The 19,304-nt window shown below is 38.4% G+C and carries 16 protein-coding genes; 8 read left to right on the forward strand and 8 right to left on the reverse strand.

Annotated features, from left to right (window positions below; genetic code table 11):
- The first annotated feature begins 246 nt into the window (after positions 1-246).
- The 5 genes from ATS74_RS00900 (at position 247) to ATS74_RS00920 (ending at position 4,546) form a co-directional block, all read left to right on the forward strand.
- On the forward strand, positions 247-1,197 hold the full coding sequence (locus tag ATS74_RS00900) for a sugar kinase (RefSeq protein ID WP_058547068.1): 951 nt from the start codon (positions 247-249) through the stop codon (positions 1,195-1,197).
- The gene (locus tag ATS74_RS00905) at positions 1,194-2,480 is read left to right on the forward strand and encodes a D-tagatose-bisphosphate aldolase, class II, non-catalytic subunit (RefSeq protein WP_152996100.1); all 1,287 of its coding nucleotides are present in this window, start codon (positions 1,194-1,196) and stop codon (positions 2,478-2,480) included. The genes ATS74_RS00900 and ATS74_RS00905 overlap by 4 nt, the downstream gene beginning before the upstream one ends.
- Before the next feature lie 33 nt (positions 2,481-2,513).
- Complete coding sequence (locus ATS74_RS00910) at positions 2,514-3,275, forward strand: GolD/DthD family dehydrogenase (protein ID WP_058547070.1); 762 nt, start codon at positions 2,514-2,516, stop codon at positions 3,273-3,275.
- 582 nt (positions 3,276-3,857) lie between these two features.
- Positions 3,858-4,202, forward strand: coding sequence for a YajD family HNH nuclease (locus tag ATS74_RS00915; protein WP_058547071.1), 345 nt, complete (start codon positions 3,858-3,860; stop codon positions 4,200-4,202).
- 35 nt (positions 4,203-4,237) lie between these two features.
- Complete coding sequence (locus tag ATS74_RS00920) at positions 4,238-4,546, forward strand: hypothetical protein (RefSeq protein WP_058547072.1); 309 nt, start codon at positions 4,238-4,240, stop codon at positions 4,544-4,546.
- A gap of 100 nt (positions 4,547-4,646) precedes the next feature.
- Here the strand turns inward: ATS74_RS00920 and ATS74_RS00925 are convergent, their stop codons facing one another.
- The 4 genes from ATS74_RS00925 to ATS74_RS00940 all read right to left on the reverse strand — a co-directional run bounded on the left by ATS74_RS00925 (position 4,647) and on the right by ATS74_RS00940 (position 9,374).
- Positions 4,647-7,355 carry an FG-GAP repeat domain-containing protein gene (locus ATS74_RS00925; RefSeq protein ID WP_058547073.1) on the reverse strand — a complete coding sequence of 903 codons (2,709 nt, stop codon included), beginning with the start codon at positions 7,353-7,355 and terminating at the stop codon, positions 4,647-4,649.
- Between the two features lie 312 nt (positions 7,356-7,667).
- Positions 7,668-8,345: a DUF799 domain-containing protein gene (locus ATS74_RS00930; protein WP_058547074.1), complete on the reverse strand. Its 678-nt coding sequence runs from the start codon at positions 8,343-8,345 to the stop codon at positions 7,668-7,670.
- 1 nt (position 8,346) lies between these two features.
- A complete protein-coding gene (locus ATS74_RS00935) occupies positions 8,347-8,694 on the reverse strand; it encodes a DUF4810 domain-containing protein (RefSeq protein ID WP_058547075.1) in 348 nt (115 codons plus the stop codon).
- Positions 8,694-9,374, reverse strand: a complete 681-nt coding sequence (locus ATS74_RS00940) for a CsgG/HfaB family protein (RefSeq protein ID WP_058547076.1) — start codon at positions 9,372-9,374, stop codon at positions 8,694-8,696. The genes ATS74_RS00935 and ATS74_RS00940 overlap by 1 nt, the downstream gene beginning before the upstream one ends.
- Before the next feature lie 309 nt (positions 9,375-9,683).
- On the opposite strand from ATS74_RS00940, the gene ATS74_RS00945 reads away from it, so the two are divergent.
- Positions 9,684-10,361, forward strand: coding sequence for a glutathione S-transferase family protein (locus tag ATS74_RS00945; RefSeq protein WP_058547077.1), 678 nt, complete (start codon positions 9,684-9,686; stop codon positions 10,359-10,361).
- Between the two features lie 173 nt (positions 10,362-10,534).
- Here ATS74_RS00945 and ATS74_RS00950 read toward each other — a convergent pair whose 3' ends face one another.
- The 3 genes from ATS74_RS00950 to dps all read right to left on the reverse strand — a co-directional run bounded on the left by ATS74_RS00950 (position 10,535) and on the right by dps (position 15,604).
- Entirely contained in the window at positions 10,535-11,329 is a 795-nt protein-coding gene (locus tag ATS74_RS00950; RefSeq protein ID WP_058547078.1) for a hypothetical protein, read from the reverse strand.
- Between the two features lie 214 nt (positions 11,330-11,543).
- Positions 11,544-14,480 carry a TonB-dependent receptor gene (locus ATS74_RS00955; protein ID WP_058547079.1) on the reverse strand — a complete coding sequence of 979 codons (2,937 nt, stop codon included), beginning with the start codon at positions 14,478-14,480 and terminating at the stop codon, positions 11,544-11,546.
- A gap of 608 nt (positions 14,481-15,088) precedes the next feature.
- Positions 15,089-15,604: a DNA starvation/stationary phase protection protein Dps gene (gene dps, locus ATS74_RS00960; protein WP_058547080.1), complete on the reverse strand. Its 516-nt coding sequence runs from the start codon at positions 15,602-15,604 to the stop codon at positions 15,089-15,091.
- A gap of 838 nt (positions 15,605-16,442) precedes the next feature.
- On the opposite strand from dps, the gene ATS74_RS00965 reads away from it, so the two are divergent.
- A complete protein-coding gene (locus ATS74_RS00965; protein WP_058547081.1) occupies positions 16,443-17,222 on the forward strand; it encodes a nucleoside-binding protein in 780 nt (259 codons plus the stop codon).
- Between the two features lie 97 nt (positions 17,223-17,319).
- On the opposite strand, the gene ATS74_RS00970 is transcribed toward ATS74_RS00965, so the two are convergent.
- Positions 17,320-18,099 carry a DUF2189 domain-containing protein gene (locus tag ATS74_RS00970; RefSeq protein WP_058547082.1) on the reverse strand — a complete coding sequence of 260 codons (780 nt, stop codon included), beginning with the start codon at positions 18,097-18,099 and terminating at the stop codon, positions 17,320-17,322.
- A 258-nt stretch (positions 18,100-18,357) separates the two neighbouring features.
- Here ATS74_RS00970 and ATS74_RS00975 point away from each other — a divergent pair, with 258 nt between their 5' ends.
- On the forward strand, positions 18,358-19,191 hold the full coding sequence (locus ATS74_RS00975; RefSeq protein ID WP_058547083.1) for a mechanosensitive ion channel family protein: 834 nt from the start codon (positions 18,358-18,360) through the stop codon (positions 19,189-19,191).
- Positions 19,192-19,304 lie beyond the last annotated feature (113 nt).

The following is a 19,304-nucleotide window of genomic DNA, read 5'->3' on the forward strand; positions in this document are numbered from 1 at the left end:
TTGCTGCTACATCAGTAATTTTTATAACTAGGCAGAGTGCAAATGCGTAATAGGGCGTTTATATAACAGCCGTTTTAAGTACTCGTTGAACGCTTAGTAAACAAATTCGAAAGTAAGCACTTTTAAAAAAGTGCCACAAAAATGATTAAAAGTAGTAATTCGGTTTAATAAAAAACGTGAGTTGCTTGTGTAAAAAACCGTTGTCCTGGTGCTAAAAGTGGACGGCACGCATTAATGAGTTGAGCTATGACTGACATTTTATGTATGGGCGAATTACTCGCTGAAATTATGGCCGAGCAAATTGGTCAAACCTTTACAGAGCCGGGTGTATTTTTGGGGCCTTACCCAAGTGGCGCACCAGCAATTTTTGCCGATCAGGCAGCTAAAGTTGGGGCATCAGTCGCCTTTATTGGGTGCGCAGGAAACGATGGTTTTGGCGAGCTTATATTAAACCGCCTTCGTGAAAGTGGTGTAGACGTAAGCGGTATTAGCCGCTCAGACGAACTACCAACAGGCACTGCTTTTGTTACTTATAAAGAAGATGGTAACCGCGAGTTTATTTTTAATATTAGTAACAGTGCTGCAGCGCTTATTAACGAAGATTCTGTTAGCTCTGCGCTTGCCAGTAATTGCCGCTATTTTCATGTAATGGGGTCGTCGCTTGGTAATGCGGGTTCTATTGCGGCGGTTAAACGTGCATTGGAGCTGGTTAAGCAAAGTGGCGCTAAGGTTTCGTTTGATCCTAATATTCGCCCTGAAATTATGGCCTCGCCAGTTATTCAAGAAGCAATTCAGCTCATTTTAGAAGCGTGCGATATTTTGCTTCCTAGTGAAATTGACCTGCAATATTTTTGTGGCGATGTAGCGCAGAGCGAAGCTGTAAACACACTACTAAGTAAATATTCAATGGAAATGGTGGTAGTAAAAAATGCCGATGAAGGCTGTGTTTACTACGATCGAGCACGCTCAATACATATGCCCTCGTTTAAAGTGACTGAAGTTGACCCCACCGGAGCCGGAGACTGCTTTGGCGGTACTCTTATTGCCTGTTTAGCCCAAGGTGTAGAAATAGATCGCGCATTAAAACTTGCTAATGCAGCAGGTGCAATGGCAGTGACTAAACGCGGCCCAATGGAAGGTAACTCTACAGTAAGCGAGCTGGATCAATTTATACAATCAGAGGAGATAAAAGGGTGACTACAGATTTTCTGAAAGAAATTGTTCAACAAAACAGAGCCGGTGGTAGCAGAGGTATTTACTCTGTTTGTTCTGCGCATCGCCTTGTTATTGAAGCGTCTATGCAGCAAGCCAAAAGCGATGGCTCACCACTGTTAGTAGAGGCAACATGTAATCAGGTTAATCACGAAGGTGGTTATACCGGTATGACCCCAAGCGACTTTTGCAAATACGTGTTAGATATTGCAAAAGAAGTGGGCTTTTCCCAAGAGCAACTTATTTTAGGGGGCGACCACTTAGGGCCTAACCCGTGGACTGACCTACCAGCTGCACAGGCAATGGAAGCGGCCAAAAAAATGGTTGCTGATTACGTAAGTGCGGGCTTTTCAAAAATACATTTAGATGCAAGCATGGCATGTGCAGATGATGTAGAGCCGCTTGCTGATGAGGTTATAGCGCAGCGCGCCACTATTTTATGTGCTGCCGGCGAAGCTGCTGTTAGCGATAAAAATGCAGCCCCAATGTATATTATTGGTACCGAAGTGCCGGTACCAGGTGGCGCACAAGAAGATTTACACGAACTTGCTACAACCAATATTGATGATTTAAAACAAACCATTAAAACCCATAAAGCAAAATTTAGCGAAAACGGTTTGCAAGACGCATGGGATAGAGTAATTGGTGTAGTAGTGCAGCCTGGTGTTGAGTTTGACCACGCGATGGTAATTGGCTATCAAAGCGAAAAAGCACAAACACTAAGTAAAACTATTTTAGATTTTGATAATTTGGTTTATGAAGCGCATTCAACCGATTATCAAACCGAAACAGCGTTAACTAACTTGGTTAACGACCACTTTGCTATTTTAAAAGTGGGCCCAGGGCTTACTTATGCAGCGCGCGAAGCGTTGTTTGCACTTAGTTATATTGAGCAAGAGTGGATAACCAATAAGCCTCTTTCTAATTTGCGCCAAGTGCTTGAAGAGCGCATGCTCGAAAACCCTAAAAACTGGGCTAAGTATTACACAGGTACAGAGCAAGAGCAGGCCTTTGCACGAAAATATAGCTTTAGCGATAGATCGCGTTACTATTGGGCCGATCCTATTGTTGATCAAAGTGTTCAAACACTCATTAATAACTTAACTGAGCAGCCAGCGCCAATGACCTTGCTGAGTCAATTTATGCCACTTCAATATGCGGCATTTCGTGCAGGACAATTAAATAACGATCCGCTTTCTTTGATCAGACACTGGATCCAAGAAGTTGTATCAACCTACGCCCGCGCTAGCGGACTTGCAGTAAAATAGTGCGTATTAAGCGCATTTAAGAGGAAGATAGTAATGACATATTCGTTCGATAAAGCCTTTGACCTTAAAGAGCAAGTTGCTCTGATCACTGGCGGTGCATCAGGTATTGGTAAATGTATTGCTGAGCTATTTGCTGAGCGTGGCGCGACACTTATTTTGGTAGATAAAAGCGAAGCGGTTCATGAAACGGCTCGCGCTTTAGGTGAAAATAACCTGTCATGGGTTGCTGATGTATCTGATGAAGCGTCTGCAGTGCAAATTGTTGCCGACTCGGCGCAAAAGCTAGGTCGTATTGATATTTTAGTTAATAACGCTGGTATTGGCCCTCTGGCTAAATCGGAAGAGACACCAGCCGATTTATGGGACATCACCATGGCTGTAAACCTACGTGGCCCATTTTTATATGCCCGTGAAGTAGGTAAACAAATGCTTAAGCAAAAAAGTGGACGCATTGTTAACCTAGCTTCTCAAGCGGCGTTGGTTGCTCTTGATGGCCACCTTGCATACTGTGCAAGTAAAGCGGGCGTGTTAGGCATGACTCGCGTAATGGCAATGGAATGGGGCCCTGAGGGCATTACGGTTAATGCGATTTCTCCTACCGTTGTAGAAACTGAGCTTGGCGCAGGTGGATATTGGTCTGGTGAAACAGGTGCAAACTTTAAAGCAAAAGTACCCGCGCGTCGTTTTGCTCAACCAGAAGAAATTGCAATGTCGGCTTTATACCTAGTTAGCGGCGCAGCCGGTATGGTAAATGGTGAAAACCTAGTAGTTGATGGCGGTTACACCGCGACTTAATTAAAACATACACTGTTTTAATATTAAAAAAGGTGGAGTGCTCAATTAAAAAGTGCTCCACCTTTTTGGTTTTATAGAGTTTAAACGTTGATATATTTGAAAGAGTTTTAGTCTTCAATTTAAAAAACTCTGACTCTTTTGCTAAAGTTTTTGATGGCCACTCAGTACCCTCAACAGTTATATTTTAATGCCGAGCTTTCAGCTCTTCTAGCTAAAAATATCAGCCAAAGTACTTACTAGCTTTATTATTATTTGAGTATTTTCTGGCTTGGTCTAAGGTAGTAATTTTTTGAACGACTGAAATAAGATTAAAAAATTACTCTCCAGTTTTTAGCTTTAAGGGTGTATTCGCTTAAACGTTTATAGGCTATTGTGCGCTCCGGTTTAGGTAGAACTCTATTTCTGTTGTGTTTATTTGCGTGTTGCTCACGCAACCGTAGTAGCTAATAATGGCTTGCTTAGTTAGTTTTTTATTATACCCTGCGATAAATATATAATTACTACATGATGAAAAGTATAGGTTGGAACACTTACATTAAGTTTGTTGTTAAACACTATAAGAGCATATTAAGCAGGAATATTATGAGTAAGACCAGCCATGTACCTCAGACTTATATGAAGCAAGAGGAAGGTTATAGAATAAAAGCTTTAAGGTTATACTCTTGGGTGTGTGGTCGTTGTGCTCGTGAATTTGAGTATTCAAACTTACGTGAGTTAACGGTGCATCATATAGATCATAACCACAGTAATAACCCTGAAGATGGCAGCAACTGGGAGCTATTGTGTATTTATTGCCACGATAATGAGCACAATAAATACCACGAGCATATTATGTATGGCGGGTCGACTACAGAGCGAAAAGTTGAAGCTGCAACGCATTCTCCGTTCGCTGATTTAAAAGCGATGCTTAATAAGCGCAACAGTTAAAATTTACTTTAAATGTTTACAAGGAAGTTATTTATATGCCCGATGTAACGGCACTGTTTTATATAGCTATTATGGCTTTTTATTTATTACACAAAAACGAAGAAGCCAAAATATTAGTCCCCGTTATTGGCTTTGCTGCAATTCCTCTTTTTAGCAACGATTACTGGCTATGGTTTAAGGTAAGCGTAGGATTAGGAATTTATGTATTGATGGTGGAAAAAGCTAAAGCAGGGTATACCGGTGGTGGGGCTGTTTCAGCATTTGCTATGTTTTTTATGATGGCTTTTTTAGTTAGTATTTTTATAAAAACTATTTTTTCTGTTGCTATTAATTTTAGTTTTTGAACCTCATCTTTATTTAGTCAAAACTAAATTAACTCTACGTTCTCGCGCATACTTGTGGTTTATTTCTTTTAATAAACCACAAGTAGCTCTTTAATTTAAATCAATGAGTTAAAAACATTCCAACATTAGTGCCAAAAACTAGTGGCACTGTACCTTTACCTATGTTGCCAAATTTTATTGAGTTACCCATTACTTCTCCTGCTAATGGGTAGCCTTGCCATACAATGTCACCTGTCTTTGTACTAACTTCAGAGATAAGACTTGATTGTGAATAATAATTATTGTCACTTGAGTTTGTGGTTATTAATACATTATCAGAATCAGGTAATTGTACTAGGCTTGTTATTTCACCATTAATTCGAGCTTTTAGTAATAGTTCTAAGTCTAATGAAAAAGTAACTAAATTACCCTGGTATGAGTATTCAGGAGAAAAACATAAAACACTATCTGTTTGAGGTTGTGCATAAAGACTCTTACATTCCTCTGAGTTTACTGAACTGGAGCGCATGCTCAGTTTATTATTTTCAAAGGTAAGAGTTGTTAAGCTATCTCGAGTACTTAGTATTACTAATTTTTCCCCTAAAGTACTTGTTGTGGCAGTAATTGAGGTGATGGCACTGCTAGCTGTCCATGTAGCTAGAATATTATTGTTACTAATGTCATGTACGGTAAGTGTGTCATATGTGGCTATTAATGCATCGTCATAGCCATCGTTATTAATATCAGTAACTTCTAAAGCATTATAATTAGAAGAATCATCCTTTGAAGTTACTTGCCATTTAGAAATATCAGCCTCTAATTCAATTACGTTTAGGGAAGGAGAGTAATTGCGAGTTCCAAATATAAATAATTCATCATAATTGTCTGAATCTATATCACCTATTGCAGCTAGGGCTGCTTCGAGAATATTTGATGAGCTTTTATAATTAGGTGTAACTTCACCATCTTCATTCATAGTTAAGTATCGAGGGTGAATATAGCCACTATTTGTACTAGGAATTATATAAATTGCCGCTTCTTTTTCAGGGCTTATATTTGCCCACCCAGCTGCAATATAGGAATCGTATTGTGAAGATGATTCTCTATTTGCGTTATGCCATAAAATTTCAGGATTTAGAGCAATACCAGCGACTACTAGTATATCTTCACCTGAACTGCTTAAGCCTGTCCCCCAAACAATTTCTTCTTTACCATCATTATTAATATCGCCAACAACCATCGCAGCGCTGCCATGATCTATAAGTGGGAGTGTCCACAGCTCTGCATGGGTATTATCAGTAATATCGTAGGCGTGAACTTGACCCCATTGGCAGTCGCCAATTATTATCTCATCGGCTGGGTCGTTATCTATATTTGCTGTGGCTACAGAGCAATTATCCTGATTATTAATAGTTAGGATTTGAGAGCGATCATTAGCATTCCATACTGTTATCGAATTCCATCCTCCAGTGCTAATGATCTCATTTATACCGTCGCTATTTACGTCACCTATAGCCATAATTGGGCCAAAACCGTCAGCGTTAAACCATTGACTGCTAGCACTTTGGATATCAAAAATTTCACCGTTTGAGAGTATTAATTCTAATGATGTGTCGCTATCGATATTTTCAACAGCTATTTCAATAGGAGAATTTCCCTCTAGAGAAAAGCTAAAAAGCTCCGTTTGAAAATTATTGTCGTAAACAATAGCTTCTTTAGCGCTATAGCTTTCACCAAAAATTACGATTAATTCAGGTCCGCTATCACTATCAATATTTTTTACCATAAAATTGTGAATAGTTTTACTTGTCGAAAATACACTGTGAGGGGGCTGTGTAAAATCACTTACTTGATAGATATTATTATTTGTTTTTACAAAGGTATTGTTTGCGCCATTATCTTCTTTAAATACAGACAGGCGCATTTCATTATGATTACCGCCAAAAGAGTATGGGTAGCTGTAAATTGATTCGAATCCATCGCTTTTTTGAGATATAACAGACAGCCCTCCTAATTTATCAAGCACCAACATTTCGTTATTTTCATCGCCAATGAAGTTACCAATTTGCATGCCGTTCGATGTATCGGTAAGCTCAATATCCTTTCGCATTGTAGGTGCTTTAAAGTTTGGTATTGTTACATTTATTTCACTAACTAATGGCTCAAGGGTTCTATCAGACGTAAAAGCAAATTTAACTGTATTTTGTTGCGTTATCATAGGCAATAGTGGGGTCCATTTTACTTCCCCTTTGCTTGATACTGTCATTCCAGTGGGTCCGTATAATAACTCGACTGGGGTGTCTGACTCAGTATCTTTATTTACATTGAATGTAACTTCTTCGCCTGCTTTTGCTTCAGTAGGTACGCTTGATAAAGACAACGTTATTGCTCTATCAAGTGTAAAAATAGCACTGCCGCCAGTGCCTGATTCATACCATTGCATTTGTTGTTCATTAGGAAAACTAGCAAATAGCTCAAAGTTAGCCCCAACAATATAATCAAAAGAGCTTTCACAGTCATACCCTTGATTTTGTTGCTCAAAGCTTAGGGTTAATGAGTGACGTTCACCGCTATCAACAGATGCATCAAATGAGTAGCTACCGGTTACATTCGACTGATTAGAATTGATTTCGAAACTACCATCTGTATTAAACTGAAATGTTTCTAAGCATTTATTAGGGTACTCGTAAAACCAAGTTGCACTAATTGATTTTGATGTTTTATTAGCAATAGGGACGGCGGAATTAGCGGCATCTTCACCCCCGCCACCTCCACCGCAGCCGGAAGTGAAAATCGTTGATAAAAATATTACAGAGAGTAGCTTACGCATTACATCTTCCTTAATCTTAGCTTTGACAAGCCATATAAATAAACTGAAATATAAGATTAGCCATGACACTGAGCATAACTAACAGATAAAAGTGAACGAATTGTGAATAAAAATAAGCTAGAAATCTAGTTAAATTATAATTATTTGTAAACATAAGTAAATTGAACGACGGCTAAAGTGGTTGGTTTGGAGTGTTCATAGTCGTTCGGCTCTTGCGCATAGAGTCGGTACTAATTGAGCGCTAAAAAAAGGCCGGTTACTACTTGGTAGTACGGCCTTTAAAACTCTAAAATAGATTAGTAATTATAAAGTTTATTGCTTCTTTTCGCTTGGTGCCGGTTGGCCATAATTAGGTGAACGAGGTCCATATAATAAGCCGTTGTAAACATCTGAAGAAAGTAAGCGTGTTGAAGTCATTGCTGCGATTTCAAAACCTTTATCGGTTACAGTTTCTGCAATTTGATTAATTGCAGCAACTACAAGCATACCTACAAGTCCGCCGCCGCTATTATTTTGCTGTTCAGCGGAAGAGGCTCTTGCTTTACCTTGCCATAATTGCTCGCCACTTCGTAAATCTACTAATGAAGCTGATACAGTTACAGCGGTTTCGCTAGAAATTACAACGTAGCTAGTACCATATTCTTCAATAGTAATGTATAGAGCTGTGTCAGCACCAAAAATATCATGTAGTTTTTTTACTGGTACTTGGTGTACATCACTCGCAACCGTAAGGCCATTGCCCTTGAAGGTTTGCTCAACAAGAGCTACTGGAAATACGTAAAAACCAGACTCAGCAATAGGAGCAACCATTTGAGTCATAACACTGTATGGTGCAATTACTTCAGGTGTATTATTTAATGGCGGTAAAATAATTACAGAATGAGGATCTGCTTGTTTGAATGCGGTGTAATCGTGCGCTGGTGGAGGCGATACACACCCTGCAAGTAGTGCTAATAACGCTGCCGTTGTAAGTGTTTTCAAATTGAACATGTTAGGCACCTTTTGCTGAGTTTAAAAGAAAGTCTATGTACTGAACAGACTCAGGGAAAAGTATTTTTTCAGTTTCAAAGTGAGTGGTACCTAAAGAAGGATTACCTGTTTCAAAATAGAGCATGCCTAAGTGAGCATGAAGGCCTGGCGCAACAGGTTTATTTTTACCCGCAGCTTCACTTATTATTTGCTCAAGCATACTAATTTGTTCTTCAGCTGATACTTCATCTGCTTTTAAGTAGGCATAAACTGCAGTGCTATAATCGCCGTAATAATAAATTGGCTCTTTAGTTGAGTTACAGCCTGCTAGGGCAGCACAGACCATAACAAGAGATAATAATTTTTTCATTATTTATCACCCCACTGACCTGACTCTAAACCAGTAACAAGCTTATTAACGACTTCACGAATCGCTAAATCAAGCACCTTTCCATTTAAAGTAGCATCATAAGAAGCTGTACTACCAAATCCAATAACTTCGCGCTCAGATAAGCTGTATTCGCCAGCGCCTTGAACTGAGTAAATAACTTCTGAAGTTGTTACGTCAACAATATTTAAGGTCACTTTAGCATACGCAATTTGCGATTTACCTTTACCTAATAAGCCAAACAGTTGGCGATCGCCTATGGCTTTACGGCCAAACTCTGTAACATCACCAGTTACAACAAATTTAGCACCACTAAGAACTTGTTTTGTACCTGTTAATCTTGCTTCTTCTGCAAGGGCTGCCATATTGTCACGATCAAGCACACTAAAGCGATTTGTTTGTTGTAAGTGGCTCATTAGTGTTATTTTTGCTTGGTTGCCTAATCGGTCTTGGCCTGAGGAAAAAATACCGTTTTGAAAGCTAGAACGATTTACAAATTGACCTACGACCAATTTACTTTTTGTACCAGAGTAGGTTGTGTTGTAGCTTGCTACAGTTGGCGTTTCAACTACTTTTGACGATGTAGTTGCACAGCCAGATAAGGTAGATGCAGTCAGTGCTGAAATTATTATTGTTTTAATGTGTTTGTTGCTTATGAGCATAAGTTTTTCATATCCGTTTAAATAAATGCAGAAGTAATTTAGAAAGGAGCTTATACGAGTATAAAGTTTAAGAATCCATTCTAAGCGACTTTATAAACAAAAAACCTTGTAAACGCAATGTTATTAATGATTTAACTTTAAAGTTTCATTTATATAAAAACTGTAATTAATATAGCTTTATCCACCTTTTAGCTATTCTGCTGAAGAAAGTAAGGCCAAACTTAAGAGCTGTTTATCTGAGGAAAATAAGAATTTGAACGATTGCTCAAGTTGTGATTTAATTGTAGTCACTACTTTTAGGAGCGTTTCATGATCAAATTTTATTTTCACCATACACCTAACCCAATGAAGGTTGCTTTGTTTTTAGAAGAAACAGGCTTGCCGTTTGAACTTGTGCCACTTGATACGTTAAAAGGTGAGCAACATACACCCGAATTTAAAGCTATTAATCCTAATGCAAAAGCACCTGCCATTGTTGATGGCGAAACTCGTGTGTTCGATTCGAATGCTATTTTAATGTACCTCTCTGAAAAATACGCAAAGCTAGAAGGTAAAGCTGAAAACCGCGCTGAAATGCTTTCATGGTTAATGTTTATTGCATCGGGTTTAGGTCCATACTCAGGACAAAGTGTTCACTTTAGACATATGGCACCTGAAGGGCTTGATTACGCGGTTAATCGCTACTTGCGTGAGGCTCAGCGTCACTACGAAGTGCTTGATACACACCTTGAAGGTCGCGACTTTATAGTGGGTGATGAATACACCATTGCTGATGTATCTGCTTGGGGCTGGATTGATAAAGCGCCAGTAGTATTAGGTGAAGAGGGCTTAGCGCCATACCCTAATTTAAAACGTTGGTTTGAAAGTATAGATAGTCGCCCAGCTGTTGCTCGTGCGCGTAAAATTGGTACCGATGTAGCCTTCAAAAAAGAGTTTGATGAAGAAGCCAAGCGCGCGTTTTTTCCATCTAATTACCCTAAATCGTAGGGTAATTTAAAGCAGAGGTAAATGAGTAGTTCTGTGATGGTTACTTATTTACCACTATTTTTAGATTAAATATACACGCCTACTTTTGGTGTTGGCTTAAGCTATGAGCTATTGTGCATTTGTATTAATTATTATTACTTTTGTTCAAAACTAAGTACTACATTTAATCTTTTTTATTGAGCGCCACATGCTGGGTACAAATTAAGTACTTCAGTTACTACTTGTGCAAACATAGCTTGCTCTTGCTGGCTTAAATTTATATCTGCATCAAATTTCATGGTATCGGCTAGCTCAGAGGTAATTATTTCGTAAAAAGCCATGGCAGTGAGTACATTACCTGCATATGAAGCATGATTTCCATCTGCATTATAAAGATTTACGCTCGGCATTATTTCTAATACTCGGTTCCATACAAAACCAATAGGCGCGACGCAGCTAGGCTGCTTTGTACTTATCGATAAATGTAGATCGTATACCTGTTTTGCTTCCGCAGAGTTACCCTTTTGAGGATGCTCTGGAAATAATATGGGGGTTATTTTTTGTTCTTTAGCAACTGAGATCATACGCTCGGTGGCGTCGGTCGGGTAGTCAACGGCTCCTGATTGCGAATATTTCTGGCCTTGAAAAATAGCATGACTCCAATTATTTTCACTTAGTTTATCTATATTAGAGTCTATTTCGGCTATTTCATCTAAAAACCGCCCGCCAACAGTCATTGTTTGTACTGAGGTATTAGATAGTTGATGTGTAATTATGGTTTCTAATAAAGCACCTAAGCTTGAACTATGGCTATTACCGTAAATAATTATTTTGTAATCACCTTGTGGATTGTTATTAGTTACAGGTGGTGATGTTAGTGTTTCTTTATTCTCAGCTATTTTTGAGTCATTACCTTCAGAGCCGCACGCAGTTAACGCTAACATTAAAGCTAATGTGAGTGATATTTTAGATATATATTCGAATGACATTAGAAATCCTTTTTTTGTACCAAATTTAAGCACGATTTCTGAATACTAGATACTTTATGGTAAAGCTGCAAGTTGGCTTTAAAGATGAAAAATTACTTTTCGGGAGGAGGGGAGTATTTAAACTTTAATCGTAAAGTAATTCAATTGTGCTTTAACACAGCTATTTTTGAATAAAAAAAGCCTGCATAAAGCAGGCTTTAGTTTTCAGGGGAAATTAAAACTTAGCACGGATACCAAAGCTGTATCTGCGGTCTGCTTCAGTGTACTTCCAAGCACCACCTAGTTCAGATAGGTAGATAGAAGGCTCACCGGTTAAGTTAGTTGCATTGCCTACTAAGGTCACGTTTTCGTTAATGTCCCAACTTGCTGAGAAGTCTAACTGGCCGCGGTCGTCACGGTAGTTGTTACCGTAAACTGTACCTTCTGCTGAAATACTGCCGTCTGAGTTAATATTTTCAACGCGTTTTTCGTTTTCAGTATCTAAGAAGCTATCACGGTAGTTATAAGCTAAACGTGTAGAGAATCCTTCGTATTCCCAAAACACTTGTAAGTTGTAGGTGTTTTTAGAAATATCTAACAGTGGGTTACCGTTAGGTTGTTCGCTGTCTGCGTAGGTGTAGTTTGCGTTTATACCCAGGCCAGAAAAAGCACCAGGTAAGCTTGTAAAGAACTGTTGGTAACCTACTTCAAAACCTTGAACAGAGCCATTTTCGCCATTTACATTTTTAACGGTATCAATACCTGTTAAACCTGCATCGCGAAGCTCTGAAACATGGTTAAAGCCATCGGCATCAACAGGAAAATCGGTTGTATCTGAGTAAACTAAGTTATCTTGAGATACACCCGCGGTATCTAGCTGACATACTTGGTTCCACTGCGTTACATTTTGACCCGCGGTGCTAGATGAAGCCTGACAGCTGCTTTCGTTACTTAAGAAAGATTCAACATCTTTATAAAACACAGCAAAAGATATTACGTTACCCTCATCAAAGTAATGCTCTACTGACAAGTCGTATTGTGTTGCACGGTATGGTTCTAAATCAATAGAGCCTTGCGTTGCGCCTGTAATATCGTTATTTACGTCAAACGCTGGGCTTAACTCACTAAAATCTGCTCGGCGCATTACTTTTGCAGCTGCAAAGCGGAATAATGTTTCGTCTGAGTAGTTATAGGTAACGTTTAAGCTTGGTAAAAAGTCGCTGTAGTCATTCTCACCTGTTACTTTTTCACCATTTAAATAAACGCTTGATTCTAAATCTGTTGTCACATAACGACCACCTACAATTGCAGTGATGTTATCAAAATCTAGGTAGGCTGAAATATAAACTGCGGCTGTATCTTCAACTACGTTACGGTACGCACTTTCTTGAAACTCTTGGTTGTCCGAAAGGCTTCCTGTTGTTGCTAAGTTAGTTCCTGCAAGTAACTGTTGTAACTGAGCGTAAGTATTCGCAGGGTTAGATAAACCGTTGTAGCTTAAAAACGTTAATAGGTCGTTTTGGCCAGAACTACCTAATTGATCAAATGAGTTATCGTGGCTAACAGTTGTAAAGCTATTTGAAAACGCAGCATTGTAATCATCTACCCATAAAGTCGCTAATGAACCGTCGGAGTCATTAAATGCATTTTTATAAATGTCTTTAACTTCAACTTTGTATTGCTCGTACTCGTAATCTCGGTTGGTAACACGTACACCGGTTTTTATTTTAGATACCCAGCTTAAGCTGCTGATAGGTTCAAACATTTCTACATCAAAACGAATAGCTGTTTCTTCGTTATCAGTTCTTCTATCTTCACTTTTAAATGTACGTAATGCTAAGTTTTGTGGGTCGGTAAATGCATTTGGATCTGAGTGAATAATACTTGGGAGTTTATTACCGTCTTGTGAAAAAGCGCCATCGTATAAATGGTTTACTAAATCAACGCCACCGCTTGCTTCAAATGTCGATTTTTCGATTGGGCGAAGAGTAAATTCAGAATCAGGTCTTACGCTTTCAGATGATGCAACAGCAACTTCACCTGAAATTTTTATATTATCAGTAATGTTCCATTCTGCACCAAGTGCATTAGAAAACGAGTCGGTTTCTCTAAAGTCACTGTATGTTTTTGGAATGCCAAATTCGTTTGTTAGTGTGTAATTATTTACACCATTCGCACCTTGAGTGGTATTTGCATCGGTTGATAAAGAACCTGCCACACCTAAAATTGAGTTACCAGCTTGTTCGCCTGAGCGTTTAGTGCCGCTCAAATCAAGGTACACCATGCCATTACCAGATTGCGGTGCCCATTGCAGAGATAAATTTACAGCGGTACGTTCACGTTTTTCTACGTATTGCTCAACACTGTGCTCGTCGCGTACGATAGCGTTACCACTTGGTGTATTACCTTCTTGGCCGTTAATTTCAATATCTTGAGGCTTAACACGGCTTGAAGTTTCATCTTGACGAATTTCACGATCTTGATATGAAAACATCACAATAGCGCCAAATGTACCCATTTCGTCAAAGTCCCAATTGTCGCCAATTGAACCACTAAAAATAGGGGCTACATTTTCGGTTTTATCTGCGTATTCGCCATCAATCGAAATAGCACCTGTAAGTTTATCAAGCTCTAATGGGCGAACTGTTTTTAAGCTAACGGTTCCGCCTAGCGCACCTTCAATCATGTCAGCGGTAGGTGATTTAACAACTTCTACCGTTTTTAAGAAACTCGAAGGGTAATCTTGTAGGCTAATACCATCACGCGAGTCACCAATGGTAGAGCGGCCATTTAATTCAACGCGGTTTTGCGGTAAACCACGAATCGATACACTGTCACCCACTCCAAAATCGGTATTAATAGATACACCTGTAATACGTTGAAGTGCTTCAGCAATATTATTATCAGGCAGTTTACCAATATCCTCTGCAACAACAGCATCTACAATACGTCCGTCAGTACGCTTAAGCATTGCAGCCGCTTTCATACTGCCTAACATGCCTTTTACTTCAATAACTTCTATATCATCAGTTGGTATATCTGAAGTTGTCGGCGCTTCCTGTGCTGAAATAGTAGAAGACGCCATTAATAAAAGGGCAGCAGCGCTGAGTGTTATTGAGCTACTTTTTTGGTGCTTATTAATTAGCGATGAAGTAATTTGATTGAGTTTCATGTATCTCTCCCGTTGGGGTACGACTTGCGTCATTGTGTGTGTTGCAATATGGTTTGGTTAACCAATTTTGTTGTGTTTGATCTGTTTGTGTCATACAGATTGTGTGGTTGAAATTAGTACAATTTAAATTTTATTACAACCTTTGTTTACCAAAATTTCATAAAATGTATTACAAATTGTTATTAAATTTACTTAAAGTTAATTTGTTCAATAAGTTATGATTAATGAAATGTTTTAATAATATTTAATATAAATTGGAAAATAACCATTACCAAAGCCATTTTATGTATGATTTGTAATATTTAATGAGGTATTTATGACTAATTTAAATTTTTTATTTAGGTATTTAGTGTGTTAATTATGAGTCTAAATTAGGCGTTACTATTCTTAATAGATTAAGTAAACCTAAAGTTGTTACGATTAAATAACTAGGTTGAAATTACTGGTTTTTATTTGCGTTAATTATTTGGTAATACCAATTTTCTATTGTGTTTAATTTATATTTATATTATGGATATGTGGTGGGATGTTGTACAAAATGGTAAATGAGCTTATTTTTTGCAAAAAAAAGCCCCGCATAAATGCAGGGCTTGTATAGATTAAAAATTTTAGCTTTGCAGTTGGCCTGTAGCTGATTCAATATGAGCACGTACAAACCATTGAAATTGCTCTAAGTCAGCTAATTGGCTAGTAATCATATCTTCAGAAACAGGATCTAGCTCTGAAAGCGTTTCGATTGCTTTGCGGTGATCGCCATTAATACCGTTGTACACTTTATCAAGTGCACCTAAATGCTCGGTTACTAAACCTTTACCAATAGAATATTCATTCCATGAGCGACGGTCTACTATCGATTGCGGCGTTCCAACGGGTATACCGCCAAGGGTCGCAATTCTCTCCGCGATTGTATCTGTCATTTCGCGTACAGCTTCAACTTGTGGATCTAACATTTCGTGTACGCCAATAAAGTTTGGTCCAACTACATTCCAGTGAATATGCTTTAAAGTAAGCTGTAAATCAATAAGCGCAACCATACGGTTGTCGAGTGTGGCAATTGTATTTTGCGCTGCATCGTTATCCATACCGGGTGCTGTAAATTCGGCTACTTTATTTGTATTACTCATAATGTCTCCTGTTATGTGATACCAACCTGCATAAATCTTTGATCAATTTAACGAATTAAATTGCACTATAACGTCGTTAAAAATTTTTCATTTAGAACAACTAGATACAAAAATTTTTGCCTAGTTCTAGCATAATTTTCTTCACGTTAAATAGACCCCATACATAAGCAGATTGGTATGATTTATTGTTTGTAGATCTAATTACAAACATGACTTGGTATTAATTAAGCAATACGTATGCCGAATTTTTAAATTTAGATAACATGCTGTTTTATAAGGGTATAATTTAAATTTAAGTTTTTATTAGACTCTAAATAAAATGTGCTTATGAATTATCTGCAGCTCCTTTGTAAATTATGCACACTGCTAATTAGCCCCTTAAATATAAAGCAGAACTAGGGTGTGTTGATCTTTGGTGGGTGTATTTGCAGCAGTATGTTTGGTTTTTAGGCAAGGCGGAGCTTATTTAGTGTGGTTATTCCCCATGAATAGGCGATAACGCAGCATAAAGACCAAACATGCGCTGCCCTTTGGGTTCTTTCTAGGGACGATTAACTCTTTGTTGCCTACATGGATGTAGGTAAGGGGCGTGAGCAGGACGCGGAAGCTTTGCTCGGTTTTTACTTAGCCCACTAGGTTACAAACCTCGCGCCGCGATTTAATCGCCCCTAGATTGAACAAATTTCAATCCACAAAGATCAACACGCCCTAAGTAAGCCTAATATTTGTATTGGTTAATTTTTAAAATCTAATCTCTTTTTATTATTTACCTACTTCAGTTGGTGAATACTCACTGGTATACTCCTGCCGCATTTTAATTGGGGTCTGTTAATAATTTATGAATTTTTTAAAAACACTGTTTACAACATTTATACTGCTTTTGTCTCACTCAGCATTGGCAGAAAACTGGAGTGTTACACAGCTCCATACAAATTTTGGTAATGCTGTAAACCCATTTACAGGGGAGTCGTCATTTACACGCACATATACCATAGAGCATGCATCTGAGCATGACTTCGGTGATAACTACTTATTTATCGACTTTTTAAACGACAGTCTTACCGATGGTTTTCAAGATACGGGTATTTATGGTGAGTGGTACACAACACTTAGCTTATCTAAAGCACTTAATACCTCTTTAAAGTACGGCCCAATAAAAGATACAGGTTTAGTGTTTGGTATTAATGCAGGCGAAGAAGGCTTAATGAAATACACGCCCGGTGTAAAATTAAGTTGGGATGCCCCTGGGTTTGATTTTTTAACCACTACTTTTGCTGGATACATCGATGCTAACGGCGGTGTACAAAAAGATCAGCTAGCTAAGCAAGATACCAGTATTTTTGTGGATCTTGCATGGGGCGCACCTTTTTCGTTAGGTAGCCAAGCATTTTATTTTACTGGCCACGTTGAATATATTTCAGGGCGTGATGACGAGCAAGGCAGCAAAGTAAACGAATGGCTGCTCGCGCAGCCCGCAGTGCATTGGGATGTTGGTCAAAACTTTAATTTAGAGGCCAAGCAATTAATGGTTGGGGTTGAATGGCGTTATTGGTACAACAAGTTAGGTACTGATGAAATAGAAAACCAACCATTTTTACATGCTATTTGGGTTTTTTAATTAGTATGTTTTAAGCACTTTAAAACGAATAAAAAAATAGCGCCTTAGGCGCTATTTTTGTTTACTGTGGTTGTTAACTCATGTGGTTGGTAAAGCTTTATTCGTATCCGCGAGGTTTTTTAGTCTTAATAACTGCGATATAGGCATGCCAGCTAGCGTAGCTAAGTAGCGGCATAATGATAATAAACCCCGTTGCCCCGGTAGCAAAACCAATAGCTACCAATAAAAATATACAGATAGACCACACTACCATGGCAGCAAAGTTAGTTTTTACTGCATTCATAGAGCTGATCACTGCTGTCATTATATCAACGCGTCGTTCCATCATAATTTGTGGGGCAAATGCCGAAAGCGAAAATACTGTTACTAGCAGTACTCCACCTATAATACTGCCCAGTGTTAAAAACGCCGATAGCTCTTCAAAGGTTGGGTTGGCGTGGCTTGGGTATAAGGCGTGTACTAATGCAGCTAAGCGCATCCAAGCAATCATTATTACCATAAGCAATATAGCAAAACCCCATTCACCTACAGGGTTTCTAAACATCGACTTAATAGAGTGGGCAAACGTTGGTTTGTGGCCCTTTTCAAGTTCCCACGCAACATCGTAAAGCCCTGCTGCAAATGCAGGACCTATTAAAGCAAAGGCAACGGTTGCCGGTAAAATAACGAGGTAGGTGCCTGTAAACACAGCTGAATAAACAATAGCAACAGGAATAAGCGTAAATATAACCCCGTAAATGAGGCTTAGTATGGGGGCCCGTGCCATGTCTTTAAATGCAAGCGCTAACCAATGAAAGGCGGCAAAAGTATCAACCTTATTGCACTCAATACAGCGTGCAAATTCGGTATTTTTATTAATAGTATTTGTTGTTGGCATAACAATGTTCCTTAACAAGGTGTCTATTAAAGGTTTAGAACACATTGGCTTTATTTACAAATTGAACAATATATACACAAAAACATTAGGGTTTGCTCACTTTATATTCATAAATGTGATTTTTTAAGCTTTATTACTGCATAAAAAGTAATGCGCTTAGCTTTAGGTCGTTGTAAAGTCGTATTTTAGTTAATAAAAGGTTAATATGTCGGTGTTACAATGTTTTAATAATTTACAAACAGTTCAACAGGAAAAAAAATGGACGACATAATAAATAATCTTGATGTAAATCAGTACTTACCTGCGGCAATAGATTGGGCAACTAATATTTTGCTAGCAATTATTATTTTACTTTTAGGCTTATGGTTAGCAGGTAAAGTAAGAGGCATAATTATTGGTTTGTGCCACAAGTATACTCACTTAGACGACACACTATTTCGCTTTTTAGGCAGTATGGCCCGTTACATTATTTTAGCGTTTGTGTTTATTGCAGTGTTAAACCGTTTTGGTGTACAAACGGCTTCAATTATTGCGTTATTAGGCGCTGCAGGTTTAGCAATTGGTTTAGCATTACAAGGTGCGATGTCTAACTTAGCTGCTGGCGTAATGTTACTTATATTCAGACCTTATAAAGTGAATGATTTTATTGAAGCAGCAGGGCGCTTTGGTAAAGTAACTGAAGTAGATATGTTTACTACAATTTTGCAAACGTTCGATAATCAACAGGTTATTATTCCAAATAGCCAGATTTGGGGTGCGCAAATTATTAACCACTCACACCACCCAATTCGTGGTGTAGATATGCACTTTGGTGTGGCTTATGACGAAAATACCGACGCAGTACGTAAAGTAATAGATAGTGTATTAGACGCACACCCACATATTTTAAAAGACCCAGCACCATTTGTAGAAGTAGAAACCCTTAACAACAGCTCAGTGGACTTTTTAGTAAGGCCATTTTGTAAAGGCGAGCATTACTTTGAAATTTTATACACAGTGCCGGAGCTTATTAAAAAAGCCCTTGATGAAAACAATATAGAAATCCCATTCCCGCATCGTAAGGTTATTTTAGTTAACGAGAATAAAGATTAGGACGTGTTGACCTTTCGTGGTTGATTTTGCAGCAGTATGTTTGGTTTTTAGGCAAGGCAGAGCCTATGTCGTGTGGTTATTCCCCATAAATAGGCGATAACGTAGCATAAATG

It is taken from the genome of Pseudoalteromonas sp. H103 (assembly GCF_001469205.1).
In the GTDB taxonomy this organism is placed as follows: domain Bacteria; phylum Pseudomonadota; class Gammaproteobacteria; order Enterobacterales; family Alteromonadaceae; genus Pseudoalteromonas; species Pseudoalteromonas carrageenovora.